The sequence below is a fragment of the Halomicrococcus pelagicus genome (genome assembly GCF_051917725.1).
Taxonomy (GTDB): domain Archaea; phylum Halobacteriota; class Halobacteria; order Halobacteriales; family Haladaptataceae; genus Halomicrococcus.
In genome coordinates, this window is the sequence record NZ_JBQBLX010000006.1 from 1 (window position 1) to 26,939 (window position 26,939).

The 26,939-nt window shown below is 57.7% G+C and carries 22 protein-coding genes and 3 pseudogenes; 8 read left to right on the forward strand and 17 right to left on the reverse strand.

Going from position 1 to position 26,939, the window contains the following annotated elements:
• The 4 genes from ACTF4R_RS16085 to ACTF4R_RS16100 all read right to left on the reverse strand — a co-directional run.
• On the reverse strand, window positions 1-374 hold a 374-nt coding region (locus ACTF4R_RS16085), incomplete at its 3' end, for a DUF2267 domain-containing protein (RefSeq protein WP_440008874.1).
• Window positions 375-605: 231 nt separating this feature from the next.
• Window positions 606-1,463 carry a universal stress protein gene (locus ACTF4R_RS16090; protein ID WP_440008875.1) on the reverse strand — a complete coding sequence of 286 codons (858 nt, stop codon included), beginning with the start codon at window positions 1,461-1,463 and terminating at the stop codon, window positions 606-608.
• A gap of 222 nt (window positions 1,464-1,685) precedes the next feature.
• Window positions 1,686-2,135, reverse strand: coding sequence for a hypothetical protein (locus ACTF4R_RS16095; RefSeq protein ID WP_440008876.1), 450 nt, complete (start codon window positions 2,133-2,135; stop codon window positions 1,686-1,688).
• 669 nt (window positions 2,136-2,804) lie between these two features.
• A complete protein-coding gene (locus tag ACTF4R_RS16100) occupies window positions 2,805-3,122 on the reverse strand; it encodes a hypothetical protein (protein ID WP_440008877.1) in 318 nt (105 codons plus the stop codon).
• 53 nt (window positions 3,123-3,175) lie between these two features.
• On the opposite strand from ACTF4R_RS16100, the gene ACTF4R_RS16105 reads away from it, so the two are divergent.
• Window positions 3,176-4,333, forward strand: coding sequence for a glutathione-independent formaldehyde dehydrogenase (locus tag ACTF4R_RS16105; RefSeq protein WP_440008878.1), 1,158 nt, complete (start codon window positions 3,176-3,178; stop codon window positions 4,331-4,333).
• Window positions 4,334-4,722: 389 nt separating this feature from the next.
• Here the strand turns inward: ACTF4R_RS16105 and ACTF4R_RS16110 are convergent.
• A pseudogene (locus ACTF4R_RS16110) lies at window positions 4,723-4,959 on the reverse strand (nitric-oxide reductase large subunit); the annotation flags it as partial.
• Between the two features lie 11 nt (window positions 4,960-4,970).
• On the opposite strand from ACTF4R_RS16110, the gene ACTF4R_RS16115 reads away from it, so the two are divergent.
• Window positions 4,971-5,090, forward strand: a complete 120-nt coding sequence (locus ACTF4R_RS16115; RefSeq protein WP_440009305.1) for a winged helix-turn-helix transcriptional regulator — start codon at window positions 4,971-4,973, stop codon at window positions 5,088-5,090.
• A 106-nt stretch (window positions 5,091-5,196) separates the two neighbouring features.
• On the opposite strand, the gene ACTF4R_RS16120 is transcribed toward ACTF4R_RS16115, so the two are convergent.
• The 3 genes and pseudogenes from ACTF4R_RS16120 to ACTF4R_RS16130 all read right to left on the reverse strand — a co-directional run bounded on the left by ACTF4R_RS16120 (window position 5,197) and on the right by ACTF4R_RS16130 (window position 8,335).
• Window positions 5,197-5,805: a trimeric intracellular cation channel family protein gene (locus ACTF4R_RS16120; protein ID WP_440009307.1), complete on the reverse strand. Its 609-nt coding sequence runs from the start codon at window positions 5,803-5,805 to the stop codon at window positions 5,197-5,199.
• Between the two features lie 222 nt (window positions 5,806-6,027).
• A pseudogene (locus ACTF4R_RS16125) lies at window positions 6,028-6,648 on the reverse strand (transcription initiation factor IIB); the annotation flags it as partial.
• A 49-nt stretch (window positions 6,649-6,697) separates the two neighbouring features.
• Window positions 6,698-8,335: a potassium channel family protein gene (locus ACTF4R_RS16130; RefSeq protein WP_440008879.1), complete on the reverse strand. Its 1,638-nt coding sequence runs from the start codon at window positions 8,333-8,335 to the stop codon at window positions 6,698-6,700.
• Window positions 8,336-8,592: 257 nt separating this feature from the next.
• On the opposite strand from ACTF4R_RS16130, the gene ACTF4R_RS16135 reads away from it, so the two are divergent.
• Window positions 8,593-8,793: a DUF8118 domain-containing protein gene (locus tag ACTF4R_RS16135; RefSeq protein WP_440008880.1), complete on the forward strand. Its 201-nt coding sequence runs from the start codon at window positions 8,593-8,595 to the stop codon at window positions 8,791-8,793.
• Between the two features lie 842 nt (window positions 8,794-9,635).
• On the opposite strand, the gene ACTF4R_RS16140 is transcribed toward ACTF4R_RS16135, so the two are convergent.
• The gene (locus ACTF4R_RS16140; protein ID WP_440008881.1) at window positions 9,636-10,055 is read right to left on the reverse strand and encodes a universal stress protein; all 420 of its coding nucleotides are present in this window, start codon (window positions 10,053-10,055) and stop codon (window positions 9,636-9,638) included.
• A gap of 190 nt (window positions 10,056-10,245) precedes the next feature.
• Here ACTF4R_RS16140 and ACTF4R_RS16145 point away from each other — a divergent pair, with 190 nt between their 5' ends.
• Window positions 10,246-11,160, forward strand: a complete 915-nt coding sequence (locus ACTF4R_RS16145) for a universal stress protein (protein ID WP_440008882.1) — start codon at window positions 10,246-10,248, stop codon at window positions 11,158-11,160.
• A 719-nt stretch (window positions 11,161-11,879) separates the two neighbouring features.
• On the opposite strand, the gene ACTF4R_RS16150 is transcribed toward ACTF4R_RS16145, so the two are convergent.
• Entirely contained in the window at window positions 11,880-12,125 is a 246-nt protein-coding gene (locus ACTF4R_RS16150; RefSeq protein ID WP_440008883.1) for a hypothetical protein, read from the reverse strand.
• A gap of 699 nt (window positions 12,126-12,824) precedes the next feature.
• On the opposite strand from ACTF4R_RS16150, the gene ACTF4R_RS16155 reads away from it, so the two are divergent.
• Entirely contained in the window at window positions 12,825-14,078 is a 1,254-nt protein-coding gene (locus ACTF4R_RS16155; protein WP_440008884.1) for an RNA-guided endonuclease InsQ/TnpB family protein, read from the forward strand.
• Between the two features lie 24 nt (window positions 14,079-14,102).
• Here ACTF4R_RS16155 and ACTF4R_RS16160 read toward each other — a convergent pair whose 3' ends face one another.
• Window positions 14,103-15,371 carry a hypothetical protein gene (locus ACTF4R_RS16160; RefSeq protein WP_440008885.1) on the reverse strand — a complete coding sequence of 423 codons (1,269 nt, stop codon included), beginning with the start codon at window positions 15,369-15,371 and terminating at the stop codon, window positions 14,103-14,105.
• A 217-nt stretch (window positions 15,372-15,588) separates the two neighbouring features.
• Here ACTF4R_RS16160 and ACTF4R_RS16165 point away from each other — a divergent pair, with 217 nt between their 5' ends.
• Window positions 15,589-16,146 carry a helix-turn-helix domain-containing protein gene (locus ACTF4R_RS16165; protein WP_440008886.1) on the forward strand — a complete coding sequence of 186 codons (558 nt, stop codon included), beginning with the start codon at window positions 15,589-15,591 and terminating at the stop codon, window positions 16,144-16,146.
• A 13-nt stretch (window positions 16,147-16,159) separates the two neighbouring features.
• On the opposite strand, the gene ACTF4R_RS16170 is transcribed toward ACTF4R_RS16165, so the two are convergent.
• The 6 genes and pseudogenes from ACTF4R_RS16170 to ACTF4R_RS16195 form a co-directional block, all read right to left on the reverse strand.
• The gene (locus ACTF4R_RS16170; protein WP_440008887.1) at window positions 16,160-16,663 is read right to left on the reverse strand and encodes a halocyanin domain-containing protein; all 504 of its coding nucleotides are present in this window, start codon (window positions 16,661-16,663) and stop codon (window positions 16,160-16,162) included.
• Between the two features lie 326 nt (window positions 16,664-16,989).
• Window positions 16,990-19,506, reverse strand: coding sequence for an efflux RND transporter permease subunit (locus ACTF4R_RS16175; RefSeq protein WP_440008888.1), 2,517 nt, complete (start codon window positions 19,504-19,506; stop codon window positions 16,990-16,992).
• Window positions 19,507-19,661: 155 nt separating this feature from the next.
• Window positions 19,662-20,108, reverse strand: coding sequence for an ester cyclase (locus ACTF4R_RS16180; protein WP_440008889.1), 447 nt, complete (start codon window positions 20,106-20,108; stop codon window positions 19,662-19,664).
• A gap of 1,755 nt (window positions 20,109-21,863) precedes the next feature.
• Entirely contained in the window at window positions 21,864-22,586 is a 723-nt protein-coding gene (locus ACTF4R_RS16185) for a hypothetical protein (RefSeq protein WP_440008890.1), read from the reverse strand.
• A 252-nt stretch (window positions 22,587-22,838) separates the two neighbouring features.
• Complete coding sequence (locus ACTF4R_RS16190) at window positions 22,839-23,078, reverse strand: hypothetical protein (RefSeq protein WP_440008891.1); 240 nt, start codon at window positions 23,076-23,078, stop codon at window positions 22,839-22,841.
• A pseudogene (locus ACTF4R_RS16195) lies at window positions 23,075-23,294 on the reverse strand (DUF4177 domain-containing protein). The gene ACTF4R_RS16190 and the pseudogene ACTF4R_RS16195 overlap by 4 nt, the downstream one beginning before the upstream one ends.
• A 317-nt stretch (window positions 23,295-23,611) precedes the next feature.
• On the opposite strand from ACTF4R_RS16195, the gene ACTF4R_RS16200 reads away from it, so the two are divergent.
• Both ACTF4R_RS16200 and ACTF4R_RS16205 read left to right on the forward strand, forming a co-directional pair.
• Window positions 23,612-24,652 (forward strand): DUF7972 family membrane protein, encoded by a 1,041-nt coding sequence (locus ACTF4R_RS16200; protein WP_440008892.1) that lies wholly within the window; start codon window positions 23,612-23,614, stop codon window positions 24,650-24,652.
• A gap of 144 nt (window positions 24,653-24,796) precedes the next feature.
• Complete coding sequence (locus ACTF4R_RS16205) at window positions 24,797-26,776, forward strand: PAS domain-containing protein (RefSeq protein WP_440008893.1); 1,980 nt, start codon at window positions 24,797-24,799, stop codon at window positions 26,774-26,776.
• The last annotated feature ends 163 nt before the right edge of the window (window positions 26,777-26,939 follow it).

Genomic DNA, 26,939 nt, shown 5'->3' on the forward strand with positions numbered 1-26,939 from the left:
CCCCAGCTCTCGTCATCCTCGCTCTCCGGAAGCTGGTCGCGTAACTGCTGGAAGTCGGACAGCGGGACCTGGGTGCGTACGAGATCCGTGATGACCTGGGCGTGGTAAGCTGCTTCCGGCCGGTCAGCGTTCTCGATTTCGCTGACGCGCGAGACGAACTCGCGCCAGTCGAATCGCTCGCCGTGTTCGTGGACGGCACCGGTCATATACCACTTGATCTCCATCGGGAGTGAGGCGGCGAGATCCTCGGCTGCCCCCTCCGGAATACGCTGGCCCAGGGTCATCAACGTCGCTCGAATCGCACGTACCGTCTCACCGGTAGCTGGTAGTTCGAGACGGTGCTGCACTTGGCCCGTGAACTCATCGTAATTCATGATTCTCCCTTCTCCTGAGGACCTGCTAGAGTATAAATCCACGACGTTCTGTCAACCGGACGGACGACGAGTGTATGCAGCAATTAACCTCCTCCCGCGCCTAAAGACGCGGGAATCCCGAGCGGTGGGAGTTTCAGGGCTGCAACCACGGATGCCGCCACTTCACGGGAGTACCCCATCCAAATGCGGAATTCTCTGCTTGAAGAAAGAGAAATTTCCGTAGCTACTGATTCACTCAGGCTGCCGAACCGTCATCATGGGAACTGGTGAGGTGCGCACTGTTTTTTCGGCAACGCTCCCAAGGAGGTATCGCTCGATGCCACTGCGTCCGTGGGTTCCCATTACGACGAGATCGATGTCGTGCTCTTCGACGTAGGAACGAATCCCGCGATAGGGGTTCCCGTGTTCTATCGCGGTTTCGACCGCAGACACGGATGCCTGGGTAGCTTGCTCCTCGATGGTTTCTACCGCTGACTGTGCCGATTCTTCGAGCGCATCAAGGATTGCACCAGAACCGACATCAGTTCCCATCGCCATCGTATCGATGACAGAGAGAGCATGTATGCGAGCATCGTAGGTGCTGGCAATATCGACAGTGGGGCCAATAGCGGCCTCAGCCCCCTCGCTTCCGTCGGTCGGGACCAAGATGTCGGTGTAGGGGTACGTGACTTCACCGTCGTCTTCCGCTTTGACCGTCAACACTGGCACATTCGATAGCCGGACGACCTTCTCGGTGACGCTCCCGAGAAGATACCGTTCGACACCGGTTCGGCCGTGAGTCCCCATGACGATGAGATCGATGTCCTGCTCGGAAGCGTACGTGAGGATTGCCTTGTGTGGAATGTCAGTACGGACTGCTTTTTCGACTGGGATGCCGCTCTCAGAAAGTTCGTTATAGGCTCTCGCTACGATATCCACACGCTCGTTCTTGATTTGGTCGTGCTGTGGGACATTTTCGAGTGTCCTGGAATCGGCCACACTTAGTGTGTGTACGTGTGCTTCGTAGCGTGTCGCTAGATCTTCGGCATAACCGACAGCCACCTGTGCACAGTCACTTCCGTCGGTCGGGACGAGGATGTTGTCGAACATGGGCAGATAGTAGTGGGTTTGTCCGGAGGCCACATGAAAGATAGGAGGAGATTGCCACAAGCGATCAGCCTTACGTTAAATATATAGTAGTTAAATATACTCAGATTGCTGAATGCATACTCTGTCTCTCGTATACTGTGACTACTAGTAGTTGAGGGGCTTGGTTAGACAGTGCTACATAGAAGGCGCGTACCTTGCACACCGCCTTTGCAAAAAACGGCGTTACCTACAGTCGTCCTCGTGTTCGGCGTTGTCAACGACGTCATCGTACGTGGTTGGCTGTTCGACCGCGAGCGCTACACGGTCTCGTGACTGCTTGGCGTCGTCAACGACGACGAATGCGACGTCTTGGCCAGGTGCTCGCGTCAGTCCAAGGTCTGCTGCACGGTCGAATGCGGCGACGCTCTGTGTCGATTGTGTGTAGGCGTCACGGGGCTTCGAGACTCGCTTCGTGATGACGAAATCGTCCGAATCGACGGCCCCACGTCGGAGTCGGTCAAGCCACGATTGCAGTTCAGTGCAGACCGCTTCTGAGTCTCGGTGCGCGTCAAGCGTAGTGATGAGTGCCATCTGTGCACGCTCGATGAGTGGTGGCGTGCTTCGTTGGCGACACTCGATGCCGCGATATTTGTACTCGTCGCCGTCGGCGCTGCTCCCGAAATACTTCGTCACTGCGCCGGCGTCTGAGTCGCGTAATGGGACGGACGCAATCCAGTCGTAGTGTGCTTCGTGTTCAAGCCGGATGTCGACCGCGCTAGAGATGCGGTCGGCCAGTACGTCGAGCGTTGTCTGGTCTGCACCGTCTCGAGGTGTTACCCAGACGCTGTCGACGATACCATGGACAACCCTATGAGTAAGTGCACGGAGCGGTGGCAGGTCACAGCGTGTAGTCGCTCTCCAGACTGGCAGAAACTGTTGAAACCGTTCACGAAACGAAACGACACTAGGGGTCTAATACCAGCCCATATCTTGGATGAACTGCATCGGGCTGCCTAGTCGGTGCATGGTGACTTACATCGACGGCGGCGCTCAGATGCAGATGCGGGAGTACAAGCGCCTACCCATCCGCCTGCGCTTACCGCATCACCACCTCCTTCCATCCACATACAACGTGGCGACTGACGTCGATAACCCCCAAATTACCGTGGCGATGCCCTGCGTAGACATACTGCAGTCACACGCGACCCCGTATGATCGATGTGAAAACGAGAGCGCTACTGCGGACCTGACGGGCGTCCACCGCCGCTGGCCGGTCTCGGGTGTTTCGTCGACGGTGCAGGCGACGTAATGGTCTTCGACACGTGTCTGCTGGCAGCTCCCCACTTCACTCTCATACACCTCTTAGACACGCTTGGAGAGCACTGTCAGGTGATGGCAGACATCTTTTGCATCGTCTGCCAGCTCGATACCCAGCGCCTCCAAGTCTGCCACCTCACAATCAAGCGCTACCCGACGCGCGGCCACGGCATCCTCTAGGAGGCCGCCATGGTCGCGATGCCACTCTCGCTCGGATATCTGGGTCTTGGTCGCCCGCTTCCAGTCTCTATGTGTGAAGACCACCGGTACGTCACCATACAGTGACTCGTGGCGGTCGTCGATGACGCTCTCGACGGCGGCTATACTAACCACTCCCTGTTTGTGTATCGCTATTTTCGCCAAGTAAATTTATAATGTTGCCTGTTGCCCCCTTACTGGGTTGTTAGAGAATGTCAATGAATGCCGTCGTATACCAAGGTGAGCATGAAGTCACTGTCGAAGAGGTAGACGAACCTGAGATCAAACACCCGAACGACGTTGTCGTCGATATCACGACCACAGCGATCTGTGGCTCAGACCTCCATATGTACGAGGGCCGGACGGGTGCAGAGCCAGGTATCGTATTCGGGCACGAGAATATGGGTATCGTCGAGCAGGTCGGCGAGGGCGTCAGCACGCTCAGCGAGGGCGACCGTGTTGTCATGCCATTCAACGTGGCTTGTGGCTTTTGTGAGAACTGTGAAGAGGGATACACTGGGTTCTGTACGAACGTCAATCCTGGATTCGCTGGCGGAGCGTACGGGTACGTCGCCATGGGACCGTATCAGGGTGGCCAAGCAGAGAAGCTCCGCGTCCCCTATGCGGACTTCAATGCGCTCAAACTTCCGCCGGGAGATGAGCACGAGGATGCGTTCGCACTGCTCGCCGACATCTTCCCGACTGGATGGCATGGAACCGAACTCGCAAACCTCCAGGCTGGTGACTCGGTCGCTATCTTTGGTGCAGGACCAGTTGGATTAATGGCCGCCTATAGTGCCAAAATCAAGGGCGCATCCGAAATCTACGTCGTCGACCGTGTCCCAAGTCGTCTGGATCTGGCAGAGGAACACTGCGATGCGACACCAATCAACTTCGAGGATGCAGATCCAGTCGAGCGGATCAAGGATGCTCACGGTGGTGGCGTCGACAAAGGTGTCGATGCTGTTGGATACCAGGCTATCGACGATGACAAGGAAGCCGACGACGCGTACGATCCTGCTCGGGAAAACCCAGCCATCGTTCTCAATCAACTGATCCAGACTGTCCGACCGACGGGTCAGATCGGTGTCGTCGGACTGTACGTCCCCGAAGATCCAGGTGCGCCCGACGAAATGGCTGCCCAAGGCCGTCTCGGCATTGATTTCGGAAAGCTGTTCGAGAAGGGTCAGAAGCTCGGTACTGGTCAGTGCAACGTCAAAGAGTATAACCGTGAATTGCGTGATCTTATCATCCAGGGTCGTGCAGATCCGAGTTGGGTTGTCTCTCACCGGACCAGCCTTGAGGATGCTCCAGAGATGTACGAACGGTTTGACCAGCGCGAAGAGGGCGTGACAAAAGTTCTCCTGGAACCGTAGCTCGGTCTGCACCCAACTCCTTTATTTATACGCTGAACAGGCGCAATGCCACGCCCTGAAGGGCGTGGATACGCGCTGTCACTTACTGAAACCTCCCACGACAGGAGCAGCGCCCGAGTTTCCAATCCAAACGTTCCAGTTTCAAGAACCACTATACAGCAGTAAGGTCAGGTCGGAACGGAGCGGATTCCGACCGACCGTTGGAGGCGGCCTGCCCGCCAACCCAATGAGACAATATCCAAAACGCAGACGCGGTGAACGCGAATCCTCGACGGGTTCGTCACAGTGCCCGTCGGTCGAACAAGCCCACGATAACTCTGAGTCCATCAACGTGTCAGCGACTCCCTGCTGGCACAAACAACAGAGGGGAGTCACCGACACCAAGGATAGGAGTACTTCCGGAGCAGCCCCATGCTCACGAGCGTGAGCCCGACGACGGCGACGACGAAGAACTCGAAGGCGCCCTCGACCCACATATGGACGACCCACCACCGCCAGAACTCCGTCATCACGATATTCGTCTGCGGGGTGTAGAGCATCCCGGCAACGAACAGCAGGCCGATGGAGCCGCCGGCGTAGATGATCATGTGGGCGAGGCCATACCGCGCTTCCCGTTCAAGCGGAGGAGCAAGGGTTCATCGAGAACCGCAAGGAGTTCGAATCGCCGGTCGCGAGTTATTACACGCTGACGGAGAAGGGGGATGCCCTCTGTCCCGTGTTCGAGTCGCTCGACGCCTGGGGCGAGGACTGGCTGTAAGGCGTGTGCAACCAAGGTAGCCAGCCGATGCCAACCCACTCGGGCGACTCGAACGACGAGAGAACCATGCTCCATCTGTCTCCTCCTCCCTTGGCTATTGAGCCTTCTACTCGCGCGTTAACCCCAATCGTTGTGCTGTCGGGAGCGACCACCCGTAGATGAGTGCACCAATTCGAGTTCCAACGACTATCACTGCACACACCGCTGCAGCGGTTCCGTTCGACCCGCCGGCAGTGACGACAACCCAGTATGTGCTGCCACCCAGCACCGCACAACTGGCGTAGAAGTCGTCCAGCAGGATAAACGGTGAGCGATCCAGTAGGATATCCGCAACGGCACCACCCCCGACTGCGTTGACCGTCGCGATCGCGACGACACCGAAGGCGGGGATGTCGGCCTGGGTTGCAACGATAGCGCCTGTCGTGGTAAACGCAGCGAGCCCGGTTGCATCCGAAAGCAATGTCAGTGGATGGCTGTCGGCTGACTCAAGTGCAGCACTCACCCCAAACGCCAGCCCGACACCGAGCAAGCCGAGGCCGATCTCGACGGGTGAGCTGAGTGCGAGCGGAATCCGATTGACGAGGAGGTCACGGGTCATCCCGCCAGCGAATGCCGTGGCGAGGCCGACTACGGTGACCCCGAACATATCGAACTCCTCGCGTATCGCCTTGGTTGCGCCAACCAGCGCGAACGCAATGATCCCAATCGTGTTCATCACGGCGAATGGATCAATGAACAGTGCGTCGACGATCTCCTGCGTCACTGGTTCAAGCCAGGCTAGTGTGTCTGATGAGCGCTTCGCCTCCGGTCTCTATCTCCGCCTCGCTACCGCGTCACGCTTCACGTGAATACCATGAGACGAAGGAGGTGCTCTATCGTCTCTTTCTCACGACAACCCACCCACTCAGAATTGATGGAAAATCTTGGAGGCGACGATTCAGATGGCCAACTCGCGCAGAGCATCTTGATGCGCTCGAATGGTTGGTGGCGTGACGCTCGCCGCCTCAGCGACTTTCGACTGCGTCAGCCGTCGGCCTTCTTCACGCCCTGCTTTGTACAGACAGGCTGCTGCGAAGCCTGATGGCCGGACGCCCGTCGCGGCACCTATTGATTCAGATTCTTTGGCCAATCTCCGAACTCGCTGTCGAATGGAGTCAGCGACGTCAAGTTCTGACGCAAGCTGGGGGACGAATTCGCTCGGACGAACCGACTGGGTCGGTAGCCCGAATTCTGTATTCAGCGTCTTGTACGCATTTGTAACCCTCGACTGTCCGACGCGGGCCGCATCAACGACCTCTTCAAGTAACCACGAGAGCCCGTTACACCGGCACGCACCGTAGACGCTGGCTGCGGCGATTGCTTCGATGGATCGGCCACGAAGCAGATCCTCGTTCTGGGCGCTCCGGAAGAGCTGACACGCCTGGTCGCGAACCGACTCGGAGAGTTCGAGCGCACTCGCAAGCCTGCGGACCTCGCCTAACCCGTGCGCGAGATTCCGCTCCGCTTTCGAACGCCACCGGCCTCGGTTCTGTTCACGGCGCATTCGTGCGAGTCGCCGTCACTTGGAGGAGAAGGGAGGACGGCCTCCCAGACGGACGTGTCCGGTCTTACTCTCCGAATTTACGTTCAAACGCTGTGATAGCGTCGTCGATGCCAGCGATGATGACTTCATCATCGGCGGCAAAGGTAAATCTCGATGGATCGAACTCAGTAATCGTCGTCCTGTTTCTGATGACTGCCACCACCGTACACCCCGTCTCTGTCCGAACCTCAGCATCGGCGAGTGTGGTCCCGGCCAGTCCCGTGGCTGGACGACGAACAATGCTTACTCGTTGATCGTACGCCAGTACCTCTTCGTCTTCGAACACTGTCGAAGCAAGCATACGGCCGCTAACCGTCGTTAGCGACTGCACGTAGTCAGCTCCTGCTCGATACAATTTCTGAACATTCTCATCTTCGTTCGCCCGCACCACGATGTGAAGTTCCGGATTGAGATCGCGAGCAATCAGAGTCGAAAAAATCGCTGTTGTATCGTCTGTGACAGTAAGGATCAGGGACGAAGCCTCTTTGATTTTCGCTTCTATTAATACGTCAGGATCACGCGCATCACCGACGATATCGACATTCTCTTTGGCATCGATGTCAAGAACCGTCAGCCGGGAGTTTAACGGGGCCAGCGTCTCGTATGCTGCCTGTCCGGCATCACCGTAGCCAGCCAGGATGATCTTCTGGGGAGTAAACTCGCGGACGGACGAAGCCGTCGCTTCTCGCAAGGCGTCTATCTGGTCTGGTTCTCCAGCCACGAGCAACCGAATCCCGGCATTCAATTCGGCGTGCGGATCGACTGGCGTTACAAATTCACCGTCGAACCATGCACCAACTGCGTTCACGCCGAATTGCTCGCGCAGTCCTGCCTCGGCGAACGTCTTGTTACAGAGCTCGCTGTTCTCTGCAACCGAGAGTTCAAGGAGCTCAAAATCATCACCGATGACTGCCCCTTCTTTGTCATCTGTCGTTACGGCCGTGGGCAATTCCAGAGCTAAACTCTTGCCCAGTAACTGGCGGGGCGAGAGAACTTCGTCAGCACCGGCCACTTGGTGATAGTGAGTCAATTCTGCGTCTTCGACAAGGGTTATTATACGAACGTCTGGAGTGATATCGCGCACTGCAAGGACGATACTCGCATTTGCATCGTCGGCAGCGTCGGCGACGACGGCAGTCGCCGACTCAATCTGCGTGTTTCGTAGTGAGGTGGTGGATTGTGGATCGCCGTAGACGACCCTGTATCCTGCTTCGTGGAGTTCATGTGCTATCTCAGAGTTGGATTCGATTAGAACGTAGTCGCGGCCCCGAGCGTCGAGTTCCATAATGAATGCCTCGGTGCGAGGGGTGTGTTCGCAGACGATGACGTGGTCTTGGAGTCCTGTGACCGCCTTGGGAGCGGTCGGTGTAAGCGCGCCACGAAGCCAGGGGACAGCGAATACATCGACTGCAGTGAGGATAAGCGCGATCCCGGCGAATTGCATTCCGATCGCTAGGAAATTCATTTGGGGGGTGCGCCATGGCGCATCTTCTCCATATCCTGTGGTAGTGAAACTCTGAACGACGACTTGAAGAGATCGATAGAAGGGTTGCGGACGATGCTCCCAGATGGCCATACCGGCATTATAGATGCCAGTGAGTATTAGGGTCGTTACAATGACCAGTGCAAGATAAGAGACGGTTCGACGAGTTTGAAACGGCATATTAGAGAATAGGTCTCGTCAGTAGATATCTGCATGGTCCCACTGGGACTGCGACGACGACGGACTCGGCACCTTTCTTCTTGTTGCTCGCACTCGTCGCGGTATCGACATGGAAATCCCTGGCCAGGTCGAAGTGACTAACGAGAGCCACAACGACCCCGCTGACCATCAATACGTTGTCTCGCTTGACGACGTGACCGGCGACCTGCTGGCGCACCTGCCCACACCACGTCCACCGCCACGCCCACTGCAAACACATGGCCGCCGTCGAAGACGCGACCGCCGACGGCTCCCTCGACGCCTTCCCCGCTGGCGACGACGAGAGTGACGACGGGGGGCGCATAACTGGCCCGCACGTCGGCCAGGACAAGTACGGCAACATCGATCATCGCTACTGGCGCTGCAAGCACTGCGGGACTGAGACGACCGACAAACGCGCGCTCGACGCCTGCTGTTAATACTCCGTCTCCCTCTCCTTGTCTGACTCGTCACCGGAGGCTTACAGATACTGCTGGACAGACACGCTCACCGAGAGCAGGACGGAGACAATCCCTGGCCGTGACGATTGCGAGAACATGCGAAAGAGATGGCTGGGCCTGCTTGACCAGGACCGGCGACACCGGCAGATGACGTTAGTATAATCTACTAACCAGGATTAGCAACGAGGTAAGCGTGCTACGCATCCGCAGTTCATATCCATCAGATGCCTCTAAGACGAAGGGAAACTGTTCAGAGCGTTCACAAAGACGAACGACTCTGGGGGTCTAATACCATGCCGGCTCACCACTCAGTTGCATCTGACAATCGCGTCGGCGTCTGGCCGCCCATGGAAGCACTGACCGACGTGAACGCGCAGATGCAGCCACACGAACCCGAGAAACTCCACACGACACTGCACTCCAAGACTCGATCGCCTGCCCGGTTCCCCATCCCTGTGTTGGCGATTGACGCCGGCGGCTCTCCACTACTGCTGACGCTGTCATCCACCCTACCGCTTTCCTCCCAACACACCGTCTCTACAGGCGGAGCAGGCCGAGTGCCTCGGGGTCACGCCCCGAGGCGGTTGACCGACGACTGTCTGGAGATACGACGCGATTTGTTCCCGGCTCATACGCTGCTCTGATTTGGAGAGAGCTTCCTCTGGCATACGACAGCGCCGACGTCTCGCCGGGATAAATATCGTGTAGCCGTTTGCGTCCCAAATTACATATTGTTTGTAGGTAGACTATGAGACTGCACTTAAGGTGCTCCAGGCAACTCCTCCTGTAATCAGCGAAATCGAGCGGCCGAAGTCGTTCGTTCAACGGACGATAACGACGGGAGTCGGTGCCCGCCGGGCGACAGTTTCGGCCACGTTTCCGAAAAGTATCCGATTAACTAGATCACGCCCATGGCTGCCGAGGACAACGATATCGAACTCCGACGCTCGCTCTACGATCTCCTGAGCGGGCTTCCCCAGGGCGACTGCTGTCCCAATTTCGATGTCATACTCGGCTGCAATCTGGCGGGCACTCTCGAACACGTCCTCGGCGCGTTCCTCCGCTGCTTCATCGAGGTCGTCCTTCATCGACAGACTCATCGCTTCGCCGAGGAATAGTGATGGGACACCAGCTACGTGGAAGACGGTGATCTCTGGATCTTCATATGCTGTAAGTGCGTGTTCGAGTGCGCGCTCTGCCATCTCCGACTGATCCATGGGAACGAGGATTCGAGTCGTCATACGTAACTCACGTCTTAAAGCCTCTTAACGCCTCACTCGATACGAGGTAGTTCACGCTGTCGTTGTTCCTCACGGTGGTGAGCAGCCGCTGACTGGTATCTACAGCCGCCGGCGGGTGTGATATTTTCCAATGTATCGTGTTCGTAGATACGGTCAAGAACTGTTCTTAGTCGTCTCGCTGTTACATCCGATGGCTAGGAGTAACAATCCGGGTCTACTTTGCGGTGGCGAGCGTAGAGGCTCTATGTTTGAGACGGTTCTCATTCCGTACGATGGGAGTCAAAGCAGTATACAGGCGCTCGACAGGGCCATTGCAACCGCCAAGCGCACAGGCGCGACCGTTCACGTTGTCTACGTCGTTGACCTCGACGATATCCCTGGTAGCCATGACGAGTTACTCGCCGACCACGGAGACGAACTCACAGTTGAAGAGACGGGACAGGATATCCTGTCCGATGCCGTCGAACGTGTAACTACTGCAGGTGTTACTGTCGAGGACACACTATTACGTGGTGATACAGCGACAGCGATTCTGAAGCACGTGGACACGATAGACGGTGACCTCATCGTTCTCGGACATCACGAAACCAGACGACTGCACCGCTTTCTTCACCGCAGCGTCGCTGAGCAAGTTGTGCGAGCATCGACCATTCCAGTGCTGACAATTCCAGAGAGCAGTGACGGTGCCGACTTGGCGTGGCAGTCGATTCTGCTGGCGACAGATGGGCGTTCAGGATCCCGCCGCGCCACGGATATTGCCTTCGAGTTCGCCGAGACGTACGGGGTGACGGTGCGAGGATTGTACGTGCTGGATTCGCGGTTTGCTAGGTCGACCCCGCTCCGGGGAGTCCTCGAATATGAGGCGCAGAAGACAGAACGAGAGTTGGTTACACGAGCGGCCCAATCCGGAATCGAGTTCGTCTGGGAGCAACGGGAAGGCAAGCCAGCGAAAGAAATTCTAGCAGCTGTCGATGACTACCGTGCCGATCTCGTCGTGATGGGGACACGGGGACAGACGGGCCTCGACAGACTCTTTATGGGGAGTGTTGCACGGACCGTTCTCCATGCGTCGTCGATCCCAGTATTAACTATTCGAACAACCTAGAAACTCACCGTCGCCGCTGGTCGTCCAACCGTCCGGGCATAAAGTCGCGTCAGAATCGGCGCTGCTCGAACCTGGTGACCGCTCGCCCCAGCGCCCCGACGAGTGGCTTACGGAGGTGCTGGTCGACACTACCGACGACTGACGGCTGCTACCACTGTCGATCTGCCGTTCAACGTTGAGATACTCTCTGCCAAGAATACGAGCTTCTGACTGCATTTCTTCAGACAGACATTTGGTTTCGTCTTTCTGTTTATCGATAAGGTTGAGTTCGTCGGAGAGATCAAGAACGTGCCGTGGGCCCGGGTATCCATTCAGTTCCGCTGGCTTCGCTAGCCCTCCAAAAACAGCACCTTTTCCAGCCTTTAGTGCGGCCACGTCTTCCTCAGAGAGGGCTGAGTACTTCCGCGTCTGCTGACCAGCGTACGGTGACTGATCGTCATCCGTGCTCGTTGCAGTCGCCGAGTTGCTTCCGAGGAGCAATGCACCAAGAGAACCAGTTGATAAAATGAAATTACGTCGTTCCATCCAAGGATTGTATTGTACAAGATTGACTTAAGTCCACTGTATTACTCCAAACAAAGGATAGGGCTGAGAAACGATTGTCACCTCGGTACCTCCTTCACCGGTACTAAGCGAATACCTACCCTTGATGACAGGCCGTCATCCCGTGGCACATTCGCGCTCTCTATTCAACTCGGCCTCATCAAAATAGCACCAATTTATAATTTAACGAGGTAATCAACTCTAAAAGCGGCTAAACTCAATCTTGTCTTTCTCACGCTGTTTTCATCTTCTCGCGGTATATCTGCTGTCTCTTCTTCGGTTACTTTGGTCTCATCGTCGATCAATAAATCTGTCAGCGGTATCTGTTCATCGCCCTCGTAGAATCGGATATCCATCGGCGTCTCCGTCTCCGGCGGCACCACGATCACGTCCCACTCAACCTCACGCAGGTCGCCGTCCATCTCGTACTCTGGAACGATGGGCGGTTTCACGTTTCGGTCGCCGCCGTCTGGGTAGGCGCTGGCGACGCGAAATACACGACAGAGACGAGTTGTGTATCACTAACGGTGGTCTAAGTCGACGACAGCCTTACCTGCTTCTCTATGCATACTGTCGTATAGCACTCCATACTTGCCGCGCTCCGGGAACGTTCTGCTAAGAATGACGGTATCGAGTCGGTGCTCACTGACGGGTTTTCCTATCGTGAGGTCGCAGTTGTGACGTTCTCGGGGGCCGTCGTGGAACGAGAAGAACCACACGACGTTAAAGCAGTGAGGGCTACGTTCGACCGTAAATCCTCGAGAATACTAACTGCTCGCTAGCGGACACGGCTTTCGTGCTTCCCCGAGGGCAGTGATGCGGACGAATCCACTTCCGTTTACCGCTCTAAACGGAAGTGTTGTCCCTCTCACCCCTGCCAGACATATTGGACTCCTCAATCCCTGTACCTCACGAAAATGGCGCCCTAGAATTTTATAAATCATATGCTGCGATATCAAATACGGCCACCTGGAGTTTCGACTATAGCGAGTTTAGACGGAGCACAGGAGAAACCCCACGGCTAAAGCCGTGGGATGAATCCGTACGCTCCGTGCCACAATCCACCGACGATGGCAGGCCGACTCCCAACCAATAAGTACCCATACGCCTACATATAAGATATGGACGTGCGGCGTACCGTCCCCGTTGCGCTCGACATGGACAGCGACGACGCCGCACTCCTCGAAGACACCGTCGACACCTTCCTCTGGTCAGCGCAATACGTCGTTGACCACGCCTTCCAAGGCGAGTACGTCACCACCAGCAAGACGACGCTGGACGACGAAACCTACGACGACGTGCGCGAGAAAACCGACGGATTCAATGGTGGCCTCGTGCAAGCCGCTCGGAACAAGGCCGCTGAAGCCTGTAAGAGCGTCGTCGCCCGCTGGAAGAACGGGAAGAACGCATCGAAACCCGCGTTCACCAGCCCGCACGTCGTCTACGACAAGCGTACCGCGACGTTCCACGATGACTACGTGAGCCTCGCCACGACAGACGGTCGCATCGAAGCTGACTACGTGCTACCCGACGAGGACAGTGACACGCCGCACTCCGACTACCTCTTCTCCGATGAGTACGAAACCACGGGTGCGGAACTGCACTCCCGAGACGGCGACTGGGTGCTTCACGTCCACTGCAAGAAGGACGTGGAGTCCAACACGTCAGAACAGGCAACCACTGAGAACGGAACGGTTCTCGGGGTTGACCTCGGCGTGAACACCCTCGCCGTCACCTCGACGGGCACATTCTGGACGGGCGACGAGTTCGACCACTGGCGCAGAGAATACGAGAAACGACGTGGGTCGCTCCAACAGTGTGGAACGCGATGGGCACACCAGAACATCCAGTCCGTTGGACGGAAAGAGGACGGGCGGTTCAAGCAGATGCTTCACCGCATCAGCAACGAACTAGTCCAAGAAGCGCGTGAGAACGGGTGTTCGGTCATCGCGTTTGAGGATTTGACTGACATCCGTGAGCGGACTGGTGCGTCGTGGGGGCACAAGTGGGCGTTCGACCGCCTGTACGACTACGTGGATTACAAGGCCGAAGAATACGGTATCAACGTGGAGCAGGTTGCCCCTGAAAACACGAGTCGGCGGTGCTCACACTGTGGATTTACCCATCCTGACAACCGCGAGGACGAGGTGTTCGAGTGCTTGAAGTGCGGGTATGAGAACCACGCAGACTACAACGCCGCGAAGAACATCGGGTTACGGTATCTCCGTCGCACCCAAACCGGGGGCGGCGGAGGCGCACCCTTGGGCGTGCGCTTGAACAGCGGGATGATGACCGTGAACGGAGGCTACTCTCCTGCCTCAGATGAGGCCAGAACGGGAGTCCACGCTGAATCCCACCGCTTTAGCGGTGGGTAGCTCAACAGTACAACATAGTCGTGGTCAATCACCGGCCGATGCCGACGTATCAGTTGGTTCATCACGTCGTCTACGTGGTTCATCACCGATGATCATCTGCCACAGTCGAACGACGAACGCCGCCCATGGGAGAGCAATGAGTGCGAAGCCAGCGACACTGAGCATCTCTGCGACGTTCGAAAACACCGGGAACGCCGTCGCCCAAAGAGCGAGCATCCCGAGATTGATGCTGACGACCCCTGCCCACGACGGAGCATAATGACTTGCCTCCACTGCGCCCTTCAGATCCACGAGTCCCTCTGAACCGTGGAAGGCATCAACGACGGTCGGCAGGAACGCCATTGCCAACTGGAGCATCCACCCGAAGACCAACCCGTTGATGGCCGCCGTTTCGATGGCTCGACCAGGGACGACGTCTGGAAACAGGAGCACGAGAGGTGCCCACGGAACCGGGAAGACGAGCCATACGTACGCACCGAGAATATGGCCGACTCGGGCATCTTTCGTACAGCCACCCGCTCGCTTCGTTCCGACGATGTTCGCCAACAGTGCAATCGTTCCGACCACGTAGATGGCGAGTCCCGTAAAGGTCAGCACGTGCATCGCCAACCACGGGCCCGAGACGAGACCGATCGCGCCGAGGGTCACGCCCCAGAACGTCACCCGCTTTAGACGAGGATAGCGGAGGTCAGTGCCTGCCAGTGCGGGAATAAGATGTAGCAACGTCGCAGCGACGATGAGGGCGAGGAACCCCCAGACGTTCGCGTGGACGTGCGCTTCTATCGAGCCGAAGTAGCCACCCGGACCGTGGATGTCGAGCAACATCCCGAACGCCGCAAAGATGCCGACGACGAGAAACCACGGTGCAACGCGATAGTAACGGCTCAGCATCGAGCCGTGCAAACCGGCACTGACGCGATAGACCGTGACCAGCAGAAGCGCCAGTGCGAACAGCACGATGGTCGCTCCCGTGACCGCTATGAGATTCGAACCGGTCGTCATCCCGTACAGGATTAGCGGATACCCCGCGTTCAGGGAGATCCACTGTAACCAGCGAAGTCGGGGCGAAAGACTGCTCGTCGAACCGCCGACGCTTCCGACGAGGTGGGGAAGCGCCCCGAACAGCGCCTGTGTCATCCCGCCGATGGTGACCAGGTGGATCATCACCCAACGAAGTCGCACGAGTGGTTCGATGAAGTCAATTCCAACGGCGAGTTTGCCGACCACGGCCAGTACCCCGACCGTCAGGTACAGTCCTGCCATAACGAAGAACGGATTGTTTCGTACTTGCATTCGTTTTGGAACCTCTGTAATCGTTTCTTGTCGCGGACAACGGACAATGGTTCGTGCGAACGGGTTGGTGGGATGCGAACATGTTTGGAACCGCCTCTTTGCACGTGTATCGCCTACGCGTTACTGACGGAGGAAACAAGTGCCACGAGCCAAATTCACTATCACCATTCCGGATGAGTCGTGGATATCTCAGATCTCGAACGACTATTCGGATTGTGTGTTCAAAGTCATCACTGTCCTTCCAGGGAGTGAATGTAGTGTTGCGCTTCTTGAACTGACGGCGCAAAATCCCGTGCCGATGCTCGCTGACATAGAGCATCAGGAGGACATCACGATGCTCGAACTACTCTGGAAAGACGAAGACGAAGCGCTATTACAAGTCGAGACATCGAATCCCCTGCTGTTAGATCCGATTCAGGAGATTGGGGTGCCGTTGCAAACCCCGTTTGAGGTCGTCGACGGCACCGCGAGTTGGGAGCTAACGACATCTTCGGATCGACTCTCTGCTCTCAGTGAACAGTTAGAGGCGTCGGGAATCCAATTCGATATAGACTACGTTCGAAGCATCAGCGACAGTGACGCCGAATCCGTCTTGACCGACCGCCAGCAACAGGTGTTACTCGCGGCCGTCGAACAGGGGTATTACGAGACGCCTCGCCGGACGACGTTGACGGATGTCGCGGAATCGATGAATATTTCGAAAGCCACGGCGAGCGACATCCTCCACCGGGCCGAGGGAAAGATCATCGATTGGTTCGTGGCGAACGCGGTATAGTGACTTGTACTCGTTATTCGACGAGGATACCGCCTTTCATTCCCGTCGACCTGTGCGGTTCACAGTAGTATCGGTACGTTCCGACTTCGTCGAACGTGTGTTCGAATGTGTGTCCTTTCTCTCCGGACATCTCGCTCTCGAATACACCGTCCGCTTCGACGACGTTGTGTGACCCGCCCTTTCCAGACCACTTCCAGACGACGGTCGTTCCGGTCGAGATTTTAATCGCAGGAGGTGTGAACGTGAATCCATTATTTGCATCCGCACCGACCGTCACGGTGATTTCGCTTTTACCAGTCTCGTCCACAATGCTGTCGTAGTTCGGAACGTTGTCGAACCAGTCTCCGAATTTGGATGCCGCTTGCGATGTATTGTCTTTCTGGCTGCTCGCTGAATCACTTTTGGCAGGTTCACTTTCGCTACTCTCACCGAGACAACCTGCAAGCAGGAGACTGCCACTGGCGATTGCGGTCGTTCGGAGCACGGTACGACGTGTTAGTTCTGCATCTAGTTGCATCGGACTCTATTGAGCTCTAATCGCTGCGTGCGTAGAATCACTTCTACAAACATGTTTGCACCGTTCTTCTCTGTTGTAAAGAGCGAGGAGAGTACCCGCACCGTTAGGTGAAACGCCTGTGGCCCGAAAATAGAGCTGAAACTGACATATGAACGTTAGTCGTGATCTATTCCACGGCGAGGACTGATATCCGCGCGCTTACCTCACTCGACCAGCTGGGCCTCGGGGAACTGATAGTTCCCGTTACTGATTTAGCCTGCAGCGTGTCTCCCTGTGAGATATCGATTCTGGCAACTTGCAGGCCGGGGAAGCACCGTAGTGGGTGGTCAGTCTTGGGGAGCGTCGCTCGTAGTGGGTGCGGCCGTCACGGTGGCAGGGACGTAGCGGTCCCAGAGGACGAGCAGGCTCGGTAGGACGAGGATGCTCACGACGAACGCCGTCGTCATGGCGATGACGACGATGGCGCCGAAGCTCTGGAGCTGGGGGTGGGGGACGAGCATAATGGTGGCGAACGCGCCCGCAGAGGTGAGGGTGCTGCCGAGTAGTGCGCCGCCGGTACCGGTGACAGCGGCGTCAAGCGCCTCGAACGTGCTCGCGCCGTCACGGCGTTCGTCGGCGTAACGGTCGCCGACGTGAATGTTATAGTCGACGCCGAGGCCGATGACCAGGCTCATTAGAAGCGCGGTCAGGAGCGTCAGCGGAATCGAGAGGACGTACATCCCGCCGATGACGAGGCCGAGGACCAGCGCGATGGGGATGGAGACGACCAGTCCGAGCGTGGCGCTGCCGTGCATGTACTTGAACACGACGGCGAGTGTCAGGACGATGGCCACGAGCGCGAGCGCCATCGTCGTGAGGATACCGTCGACGATCTCGCCGAGCACTGCCTCGTTGACGGCGAAGCTACCAGCGACAGTCGCGGTTCGTTCGTCGCCGTCTTCCATGACGTCGGCACTGTCGGAGAGTTGTGCGACGACTTCCTCGGCGTTGGCGTAGTCGGCGTCGAGCGAGAGCGTGACGAGCAGGGACTTGTATTCTCCATCGCGGCGTTCGACGACGCGACTTGCGACGTCGCTGTTGGCGGCGTAGAAGGCATCGTACACCTGTTCGAGGTTGCGGTCGGGGACGCCGTTGCCGTCAGTGTCGGCTCGCTGGAGCACGGCAGCGAACGACTGGTTCTGTGCGGCGACGGCCTGCATCGCTGTTACCGGCGACCGGACCGCGCGGGTGCCGGCCTGGTCGACGAGCAGGTCCTGCTGTCTGACGTCGTCGACGCCGCGTTGGAGGTCTTCGAGCGCATCGTCGCTGGTAACGTCGCCCTCTATCAGAATGGGTTCCTGGAAGGCGTCGTCCGCGCTTGCGGGCTGGTAGACGTCTTCGACGTGGTGGCTCTGGCTGGCGACGGGGTGGGTGTCCCAGCCGAGAGGGCCGGGGAGTTGCTGTTTCCACTCTGCGACCTCGCCGTTGCTCTGCTGGTAGCTCTCCTCGTCGAGGTCCATCCAGGCGAGGCCGCCGGCAGCACCGACGAGAACGGCGGCAACCAGAACGACGGGTGCGCCGCGTCGTGCGAGCACCACGGTTCGGGCGAGCACTGGACGAAGGTAGCGGCCGTGGCCGAGCGCGGCTTTGCCGCGGTCGATACCGAAGCGTTCGAGCATACCGTCGATGCCAATTTTCAGGGCAGGTACGACGGTGAGGAAGATGAGGAGTGCGGAGACGACGCCGAGCGTGATGGAGACGCCGAGGCTGCGGATGAGCGGCAGGGGGTTCGAGAGGTTCGCGAGGAACCCGATGGCCGCCGTGACCGTCACAAGGACGAGTGCGGTGGCGACGAGCGTGACGCCGCGACGCATCGGCGCGCGGATGCCCTCGTCGTCGCCGCGCTGTTCGCGGTAGCGGTTGAAGACGTGGAAGCCGAAGTCGATACTCAGTCCTGAGACCAAAACGACGGGGACGATGCTGACGGTGCCGGCGGCGACGCCGAGCCAGCCCAAGAGGCCGAACATCCACAGCACGGAGAGCACGACGCCGACCATGCCGACGACGACGTCGACCAGGTCGCGGTACGCGAACCCGAGGACGACGAGGATGAACGCTAGCGCCGCGGGCACGACCAGTTCTATCATCTGGCCGAAGAAGTGATCGCTGTAGGAGTTCCACGCGTGGGAGTTCACCACGAAGAATCCGGAGTCGGGCCGTTCAGACGCGCTCTCGTAGAGGGCTGCGCTTGCGTCGTCGAGCGTCGCGTTAGCGACGTCGGTGTCGAGTGCGACCAGCATTCGGCGGTCGGTCGCCGTCGCGTCTGCGGGGTCGTGGTCGGCTGGGAGGAACCGCAGCGCCCGCCGGTCGTTCGTCAGGGTTTGTTCGACTAGCCGTTCGACTTCGGCGGGACTCGTGTTCTCGAGTGCCCGAATCTGCTCGTCGAGGGACGCACTCTGGTTGCCCGCCGCGCGTTTGCCAACGAGGTTTGCGATACCCGTGACGCCGTCCTCGTGGAGTGCTGTGCTGATGGTCGCGTTCTCGTGTATTGCCTGCTGGTATCGCAACCCGGCTAGCAAGGACTTCTTCGAGAGGACATTGCCGTCGTCGTCCCGGACGTATACCATCTCGAACGTCCGGTTCGGTCTGTCGGTAGTCTGCGCGAAATGTTTCTGAATGTACTGTGCCTTCTTGACACGTTCCACGTCGTTGAACGCGTCGGAGTCGGCGCTGGCCTGACTTTCCGTGTCGAGCTGGGGAATCCCAGCCAACACCAGTGCCGAGAGGAGGACCATCACCAGAATCGTGATGCGCGTGTGGTCGGTGACGAAGTCTACTGCTTTCGTCAGTCTGTCGCGTGCCATAGTTCGCTTTACGACTCTATTCAGATAAGATACCTTTATAAATTGATATTTGTTGGCGGCCCGGAACCCGGACAACAACTCTATACATGGAACCCTCACCGACTGACAGAGCTGACGTGCTGAATACAGAGGATGGATTCAGCAGAAGTTTGTTTTCAGTCGCCCGTTACCCCAAGCTGTTCGAAGGCCTCTTGCATATCGAAGTAGACGCGGTGTTCTTGGATTTTGCCGTCTGCAATACGGTATTTGGACATTTCTCGACTCTCGAGTTCCTTCCCCGTCGGAGGGATTCCATCGAACTCCCCTTCATGTGTCATTGTTAATTCTGCCTCGTACATCACTAGGTCGTCGCTCGAAAGCATGTCGAGAATATCTATCTGAAAGGCGGGAAAGCCAGCCATGACCCCGCGCATGAACGCCTCCAAGCCGTCGGGGCCATGGACCTCACGTTCAGGTCCAGGGACTCCCTCCGCTGGCGCAGCTGGATCATGCATCACGAATGACTCCGAGACGAGGTCGGGAATCTTCGAGTACTCCTGTTCGTTCCACATCTCAACGTAGTCTCTCACGAGCTGTTCGGCGTCTGGTGTCGCTTTTGCCATAAAGTAGCTCACCCCTCCCCCCTACTACGGGATGTGGTACCATACCGTTATCCCATGAACAGCTGCCCACGGTGTGAACAGGATTCTGGTGAACTCAGGATAGTCCGTCGGTGAGTGCTGAAGACGCGCCGTGTATGCAGCACGAATTGGCGGTACACACAATCCACCAGCATGAGTACAGCTACGGGTGTCACATCACAACCAACCCGCGACTGAATGGACGGATCGCCATCGGCGGGCACTAACGACCCGACACACCCACGAAGACGTCCTCACTGACCGCCAGTTCGAACTCCTACTGGAAGCATGCTCAGACCTTCCAGAGCCACACGACTTCGAAGCGCGGTTCATCTGTCTCATCGCTGGCCGACTCGGGTTTCGGGCTGGCGAGATCGCGCACTTCCAGACCGGGTGGGTGAACTGGAACCGCCGAACGATTCGAATCCCACAACACGAACCCTGTCGGTGTGCATACTGCCGACGACAGGCCCGACAGGAAGCCACCCACAACGATGAGCTGTCCGTCGAGGATGCCATCGCGTCCCGCTGGCATCCGAAGACCGTGGCCTCGGCTCGGCTCATCCCGTTCGACCTCTCGCTTCGGCTCGAACTGTGTGTCGAACGCTTTGCTAACCGCTACGACGCGTTTCCCCGGTCACGGTCAACGATCGACAGACGAGTGTAGACTGCCGCGAGCAAGGCCGACCTCCCGAGGCGGGTCTATCCGCATTGCCTGCGAGCGACTGCTGCGCGCTATCACGCCTACAAAGGCGTCGCCCCGGTGCCGTTACAGGCGCTGATGGGGTGGAGCGACTTAGCGACCGCACAAAAGTACATCCGTATCTCGGGGACAGCGACTGCCGACGCGCTGCGTCGAGTTCACCACCGATAGGGACTCCTCACACGCCCCTCAGTAACGGCGTGACCGATACAGAGGATATGTTGGGCTTGTAAAGATTGTAGCCCTTTCACCCGTGTTTGTCTGGGTTACACAGCGCAGGAACATTTTGCCCCGGTGGCCCGACGTTCTGGGCATAAGAGGACGAAGCTTCACCCTGCTCTTGGCCTGTACGGTCTGTAATCCCGGGTATTCCTCCTGCTTCACCACATGCGTTCGCCTCTGCTGATGCCACGCCAGCGGTACCGCCCGTAAGCGCGACAAGCACCACGAGCGCTATGAGTATTTTAGTGGTTCTCATGACTTTCACTGGACAGGTGGTGTTTCCTATCCAGGTGAGGGTATCACTGACGTCTACATAACCAACGACGACTGTTGACGACTGTTTCTCACAGGTAACCGATAGTTCGTACGATAAAATCATTGGTTTGTAGAGTTGTCGAGACGATTCCAGCAGTACGTTCGTCTTACGCTGTTGGTGAATGGAGTCCCGTACCTATCATTTTCTGAATGGATGTGCTGTATTACGCATGGTTGTTGAGGCGTTACCTCATATCTGGGAGGAAACTCTGTGATAGATTCGCGCCCGCTATTCAGCACGGCTTCTGAAACCTATCACCGGTTGAGGATTTCAACAAGGCCCCGCTATCCTATTTGAGAGCCAACGACGGTGACCCCGGGCAGTTTGTCTTTCGTTGCGAGGGATGACTTCCCCCGGGCGAAAGCTATGAGCATCCAGCGATACGCTGTCATAGCCTTCTCCGATCTACGCTGAAGCAGGCTGAGTGTCCTGGGGTGTGACCCTGCGGCGAGCGCCCTCGTCAAGCGAGGAGGATGTCACCTCGGGAACGAACTGTTCAGAGTGGGAATCCGCCGTAGCGGAGATAGACCATGTCGAGAATGAGGAGTAGCTGGAAGAATCCCTGTACACCACCGAGCATGGCGTTTTGCCGTCCAATCGATGCGATGATGGACGGGTCCGGATGGTCTGACCGCATCTCCTTGTACATCCGGAGTTCGCCGGGCATCAAGAAGCCGAATCCCTGGATGGAGAGAATGGTTACGATGGCGAGTGCGATACCCAGGGACGGGTCGATCATCTGGAGGTGGCCGATAGTAGTTGCGACCCAGGCGAGTGACCCGATGGCTGCAGCCGCGAGCGGGAGTTGCCAGCGCCAATCGCTCCACGCCTCGAGTCGCCATCCCAGCAACAGCAATACTGGGATGAGATTCACCGCTGTGAACAGTGCGAGCCACGGCTCAGCGTTCTCGAAGAGCCCGAGGCGCTGTGCCAGCGTGAGTCCTCCAGCGATGGTGACTGTTGCGAGTGACGGCAAGAGAAACGCTGTCTTGGGCGTGAGGCGCTTGAAGAGGGCTGCGCTCTGCTCGTCATCCAGGCCGCCGATTACTGGCCCGAGGACTGCTCCGATGAAGATGTCAATCCCGGTCCAGAGAACGCCAGCCATGACGTGGACGTAGGTGTGCTGTTGTATTGATGCAACTGTCACCGCGTAGCCGAGCGCAGTGAATGGGATGACAATGACCGCTACCGCGAAGGCTGGGTTCGCGCGTTTCCCCATGCCTGCAATCGTCCCTCGAACTGTCGCTGCTGACATATGTATGTGTTTTTATAGTTAGGTTTTAATGACAGCTATTCGAGCAAATATTGCCAACTATGAGGAAGACCCGACTAGAAGCAGCCGGAGCTCTATTTCCTTCTCTAACTATTCTCTAGGTCTCGATGATAGAGTCCAACCGATTGACCTCCTCCACGGGCTTTATCCCGGGGAATCCCGGCAGGGGATTCCCGGCCCTGCTGGCCGTTTCAGGTTTCACCACCCATCCGTTCCGAACGTCGCCTGCTGGGTGTCAGCATCGCCTCGGCTGTTTTGTGGCCCGATCAATGAGGCCCCGTCCCCGCCCGAGTCATCGTCAACCGCCTTCTCACCCGAATCCGGATCCGTTCGAGGGTGACTCTCTCCGGCCCGCTCGCGCATCGTGTTGGCGGTGCTGACGTCAATATCTGTGTCGACGTTCGGATTCGCCTCACCGTTGATCGCATCGGTGCTCATGGCGACTTTTCTCCACTATCCGCAGACGACCGAGCAGGCCACTCGAACACGAGGTACTCGGTCCCACCACCGGAGTAGTCGATCGTCTCGACGAGTTGCCATCCCTCAGCGGCGAGTTCGTTCAACTCTGTCTTTGGGTCCTCCGATTCCTTTTTGGTTCCCCCCGGGTACTCTGAGCGTCTCGTACTCCCCGCGATTAGTCTTGATCTGACTCATCATTGATGCTTCTTTTCGTAGCTGTATAACGGTGGTCGCCCCGGGAGATCTCCATCTGTTGTACCCATATATGCCATCATAGTCGAGTATCCCGCCGTCAACGGGTGTCATAGTGGGCACAAACGACGGCCGACTCATCAGCTGCGATTTGGATAGGACGTGAAGCAAGGTGTGACAGAGACCGTTGGGGGTCCGATCCTTCTTCCCGAAGTTCTGATGGCCTCTCCACTCCGTTTCCATCAGATATCAGTGAGAGCAACTCAGAGCTGGAGAAACGGGCTAAATAATTATTGTATACGGCATTGAACGGTCAGTCTGTGTCTTCAACCAAATCAGAATCGGAATCCGCTGACACAATGGTGGAGCGTGGTGAGGACAACAGGTGGAAGCTTTGGATCCTAATATACGCGTCTCGGTGGACGCTCACCGCACTCTCCGTGGTCTTGCTGTTCGTCGTCCTGGTCTTAGTCATGCACAGCGGGCCGAGCACCCTCCAGAAAATTCTCGAAGCGGATGACGTGGCGACGCTGTTCAGCGCGATCGTCGGCGCGATCATCACGAGCGTGACGCTCATCCTCACGGTCACGCAACTCGTCATCTCTCAGGAGATCGGATCGATCAGCGAGCAGAGCCAACGACTGGAGTCGCAGAAGGACTTTCGAGAAGGCGTCGAGGAAACGCTCGGTCTGGACGTCAGTCCGTCGGAGCCCGCGAACTTCTTTCGAGCGTTGATAATCGCGACTGCCGACCAGGGCGAAACGATACTGGCGATGACCGAGAAGAACCAGTTCGATGGCGCATCCGAGATCGCTACCTTCGCCGAGGGACTGGTCACGCACGCCGAGTCGATCCAAAAGCAGTTGGTCGACGCGGAGTTCGGTTCGTTCGCAGTTCTCTCGGCGGTGTTGGACTACAACTATTCGCAGAAGATTCACGAAGCACGCCGGCTGCGCAACAAATACGGTGACCAACTGGACGGCGATGTCGTCACCGCTCTCGATAATCTTGTTGAGTCACTCCGTTTCTTCGGTCCCACCAGGGGGTTCTTCAAGACGGTGTACTTCCAGTGGGAGCTCATCGACGTCTCTCGAGCAATGGTCTACTCGGCGCTCCCCGTCCTGGGGGCCTCCGCGTACATGATTCTCGCCTTCGAGGCTCGTCAGGTGACGGGGACCGTCTTCGGTATCCAATCCGTCTACATCATCACGAGTGCCGCCTTCGCGTTTTCGCTCGTCCCGTTCGTGCTGTTGTTGGCGTACGTCATCAGAATTCTCAGCGTTCTCAAGCGAACCTTGGCCCCTGGATCGTTCGTCCTTCGCACGACCGACCGCGAAGAAGAGATTCGATGGACCGATTGAGTCACTTGCCCTGGCGAAGGCCTGCGACCGGAATCAGTCATCGCCGTCTTTCACGCAGCCCGTCCCCTGTCCGTCCCGTCAACGGAGGTCTTTTAGTCATTCAATTAGGGAAGCATTTTAGTCATTCTGTTAGGAAAGCCGATTATGGCTTTTGACCGGGTGACGGACTCCGAGACGCTCGCTGCACTCGACAGCATGGGGTCAGTCCACGAACCCGTCATGGCGAGTGAAATCGCCGACGCACTCGGCTGTACTCGGCGCGCCGCCTACAACAAACTTGAGGAACTTCACGACCGCGGTGCGATCCATGCTAAGACAGTCGGCGCCCGCGTGCGTGTCTGGTGGCGCCCTGCTGACTCCTCGACCGTGCATTCCGCATCGAAGTACCGGACGTTGTTCGACTCCATCAACGAGGGCTTTTGCATCATCGAGATGTTGTTTGATGAGGGCGATCCCGTGGATTATCGCTTTCTGGAGACGAATCCGGCGTTTGAGGAGCATACCGGGTTGACAGACGCAGAGGGTGAATGGATGCGCGACTTGGAGCCAGATCACGAGCAATACTGGTTCGACCGCTACGGTGACGTCGCCCAGACCGGTGAGCCAGTAACCTTCGAAGCAGCGGCCGAAGCATTAGACCGCTGGTACGACGTGTACGCATTTCCGTTTAGAGGGCAGGAGGGTCACCAAGTCGCAATCCTTTTCGACGATATCACCGAACGCAAGCAGACCGAGGAGGCCCTCCAGAAGAGCAAAGAGCGATTCCGCGCGCTGGTCACTGCAAGTTCTGACGTGGTGTATCGCATGAGCCCTGACTGGAGCGAGATGCACGAACTCGAGGGGAAAGAGTTCCTCGCTGATACAGACGAACCGGCCAGCGACTGGCTTGATAAATACATTCATCCGGACGAACAGCCGCGAGTCTTGGAGGCCATCGACGAAGCAATCAAGACGAAGAGCATGTTCGAGTTGGAACACCGGGTGGAGCAGGAAGATGGGAGCACGGGCTGGACGTTCTCGCGGGCGGTCCCGATGCTGGACGAGGACGGTGAAATCGAGGAGTGGATTGGGATGGCGAGCGACATCACCGAGCGGAAACAGCACGAGCGAGCCCTCGAGGAGTCGGAACGACGGTATCGGACGCTCGCCGAGAACTTCCCGAACGGAGCAGTCGGGGTGTACGACCACGAACTCCGGTACACCCTGGCCGAGGGCAGTGTCTTGGGCGAAACCCTGCCGAGTGCTGACCGTCTGGAGGGTGACCGGATGCCGGAGATCTTCCCGCCGGAGACGGTCGAGGATCTCGAATCGGTGTTTCGGACCGCCGTCGAGGACGGTGAAACCGGCAAGACGATGACCGAGTTCGGCGGTCGAAACTGGGAGGTGTGGGCAGCACCACTGCGCGACGCGGACGGCGACATCTTCGCCGGACTGAGCATCGCCCAAGACATCACCGAGCAGGTTGAACGCGAGCGGGAACTCAAAGAGTCGAACAAGCGGCTCGACAGTTTCGCGAGTTTGGTCGCCCACGAACTCCGGAACCCGGTCATGATCGGGCAGATGTACAGTACCGAACTTCCGGAGGACGCAAATCCGGAGGTGGTCGAGTACATCACAGAGTCGTTCGACCGCATCGAGGACATAATCGACCTCATGCTGGTCGTGACGCAGGGCACCGACGCCGTGCTCGAGAGCGCGCCGATGGCGCTGACGGACGCGGCACGCAACGCGTGGGACAACGTAGACACGCTCGACGCGACGGTGGAGTTGCTGGCGAGCGACTACACGATAGAGGCGGACGAGACCTACGTCGAGCACCTGTTCCGGAATCTGTTCGAGAACGCCATCAAGCACGGCGGACGGGACGTCACCGTCACGGTCGGCGAACTCCCGACCGGGTTCTACGTCGCCGACGACGGCACGGGCATCCCCGCCGCCGACCGGGAGGCCGTGTTCGAGACGGGATACACGACGGAAGCCAACCACGGCGGCATGGGGCTGGGACTGGCGTTCGTCCGCGAGCTCGCGAACGTGTACGGCTGGACGTGTTCGCTGACGGAGAGTGCCGCCGGTGGGGTACGAATCGAATTCACCGGCGTCGACTTCACCGACCGAAGTGACTGAACGTTTCGCAGACCGAACTCCTTGTGAAGTGACGTTCCATCCTCTCCGACCGTGATTCGTTATTCTTGCCCCATGAGTTGCTGGTTGTGTCGCGAAAGAAAAACCGAGTGCGTCCTCCGGCGGTGATGCCGTCATCTCCACAGTTCTCCGCTATTGAACTATG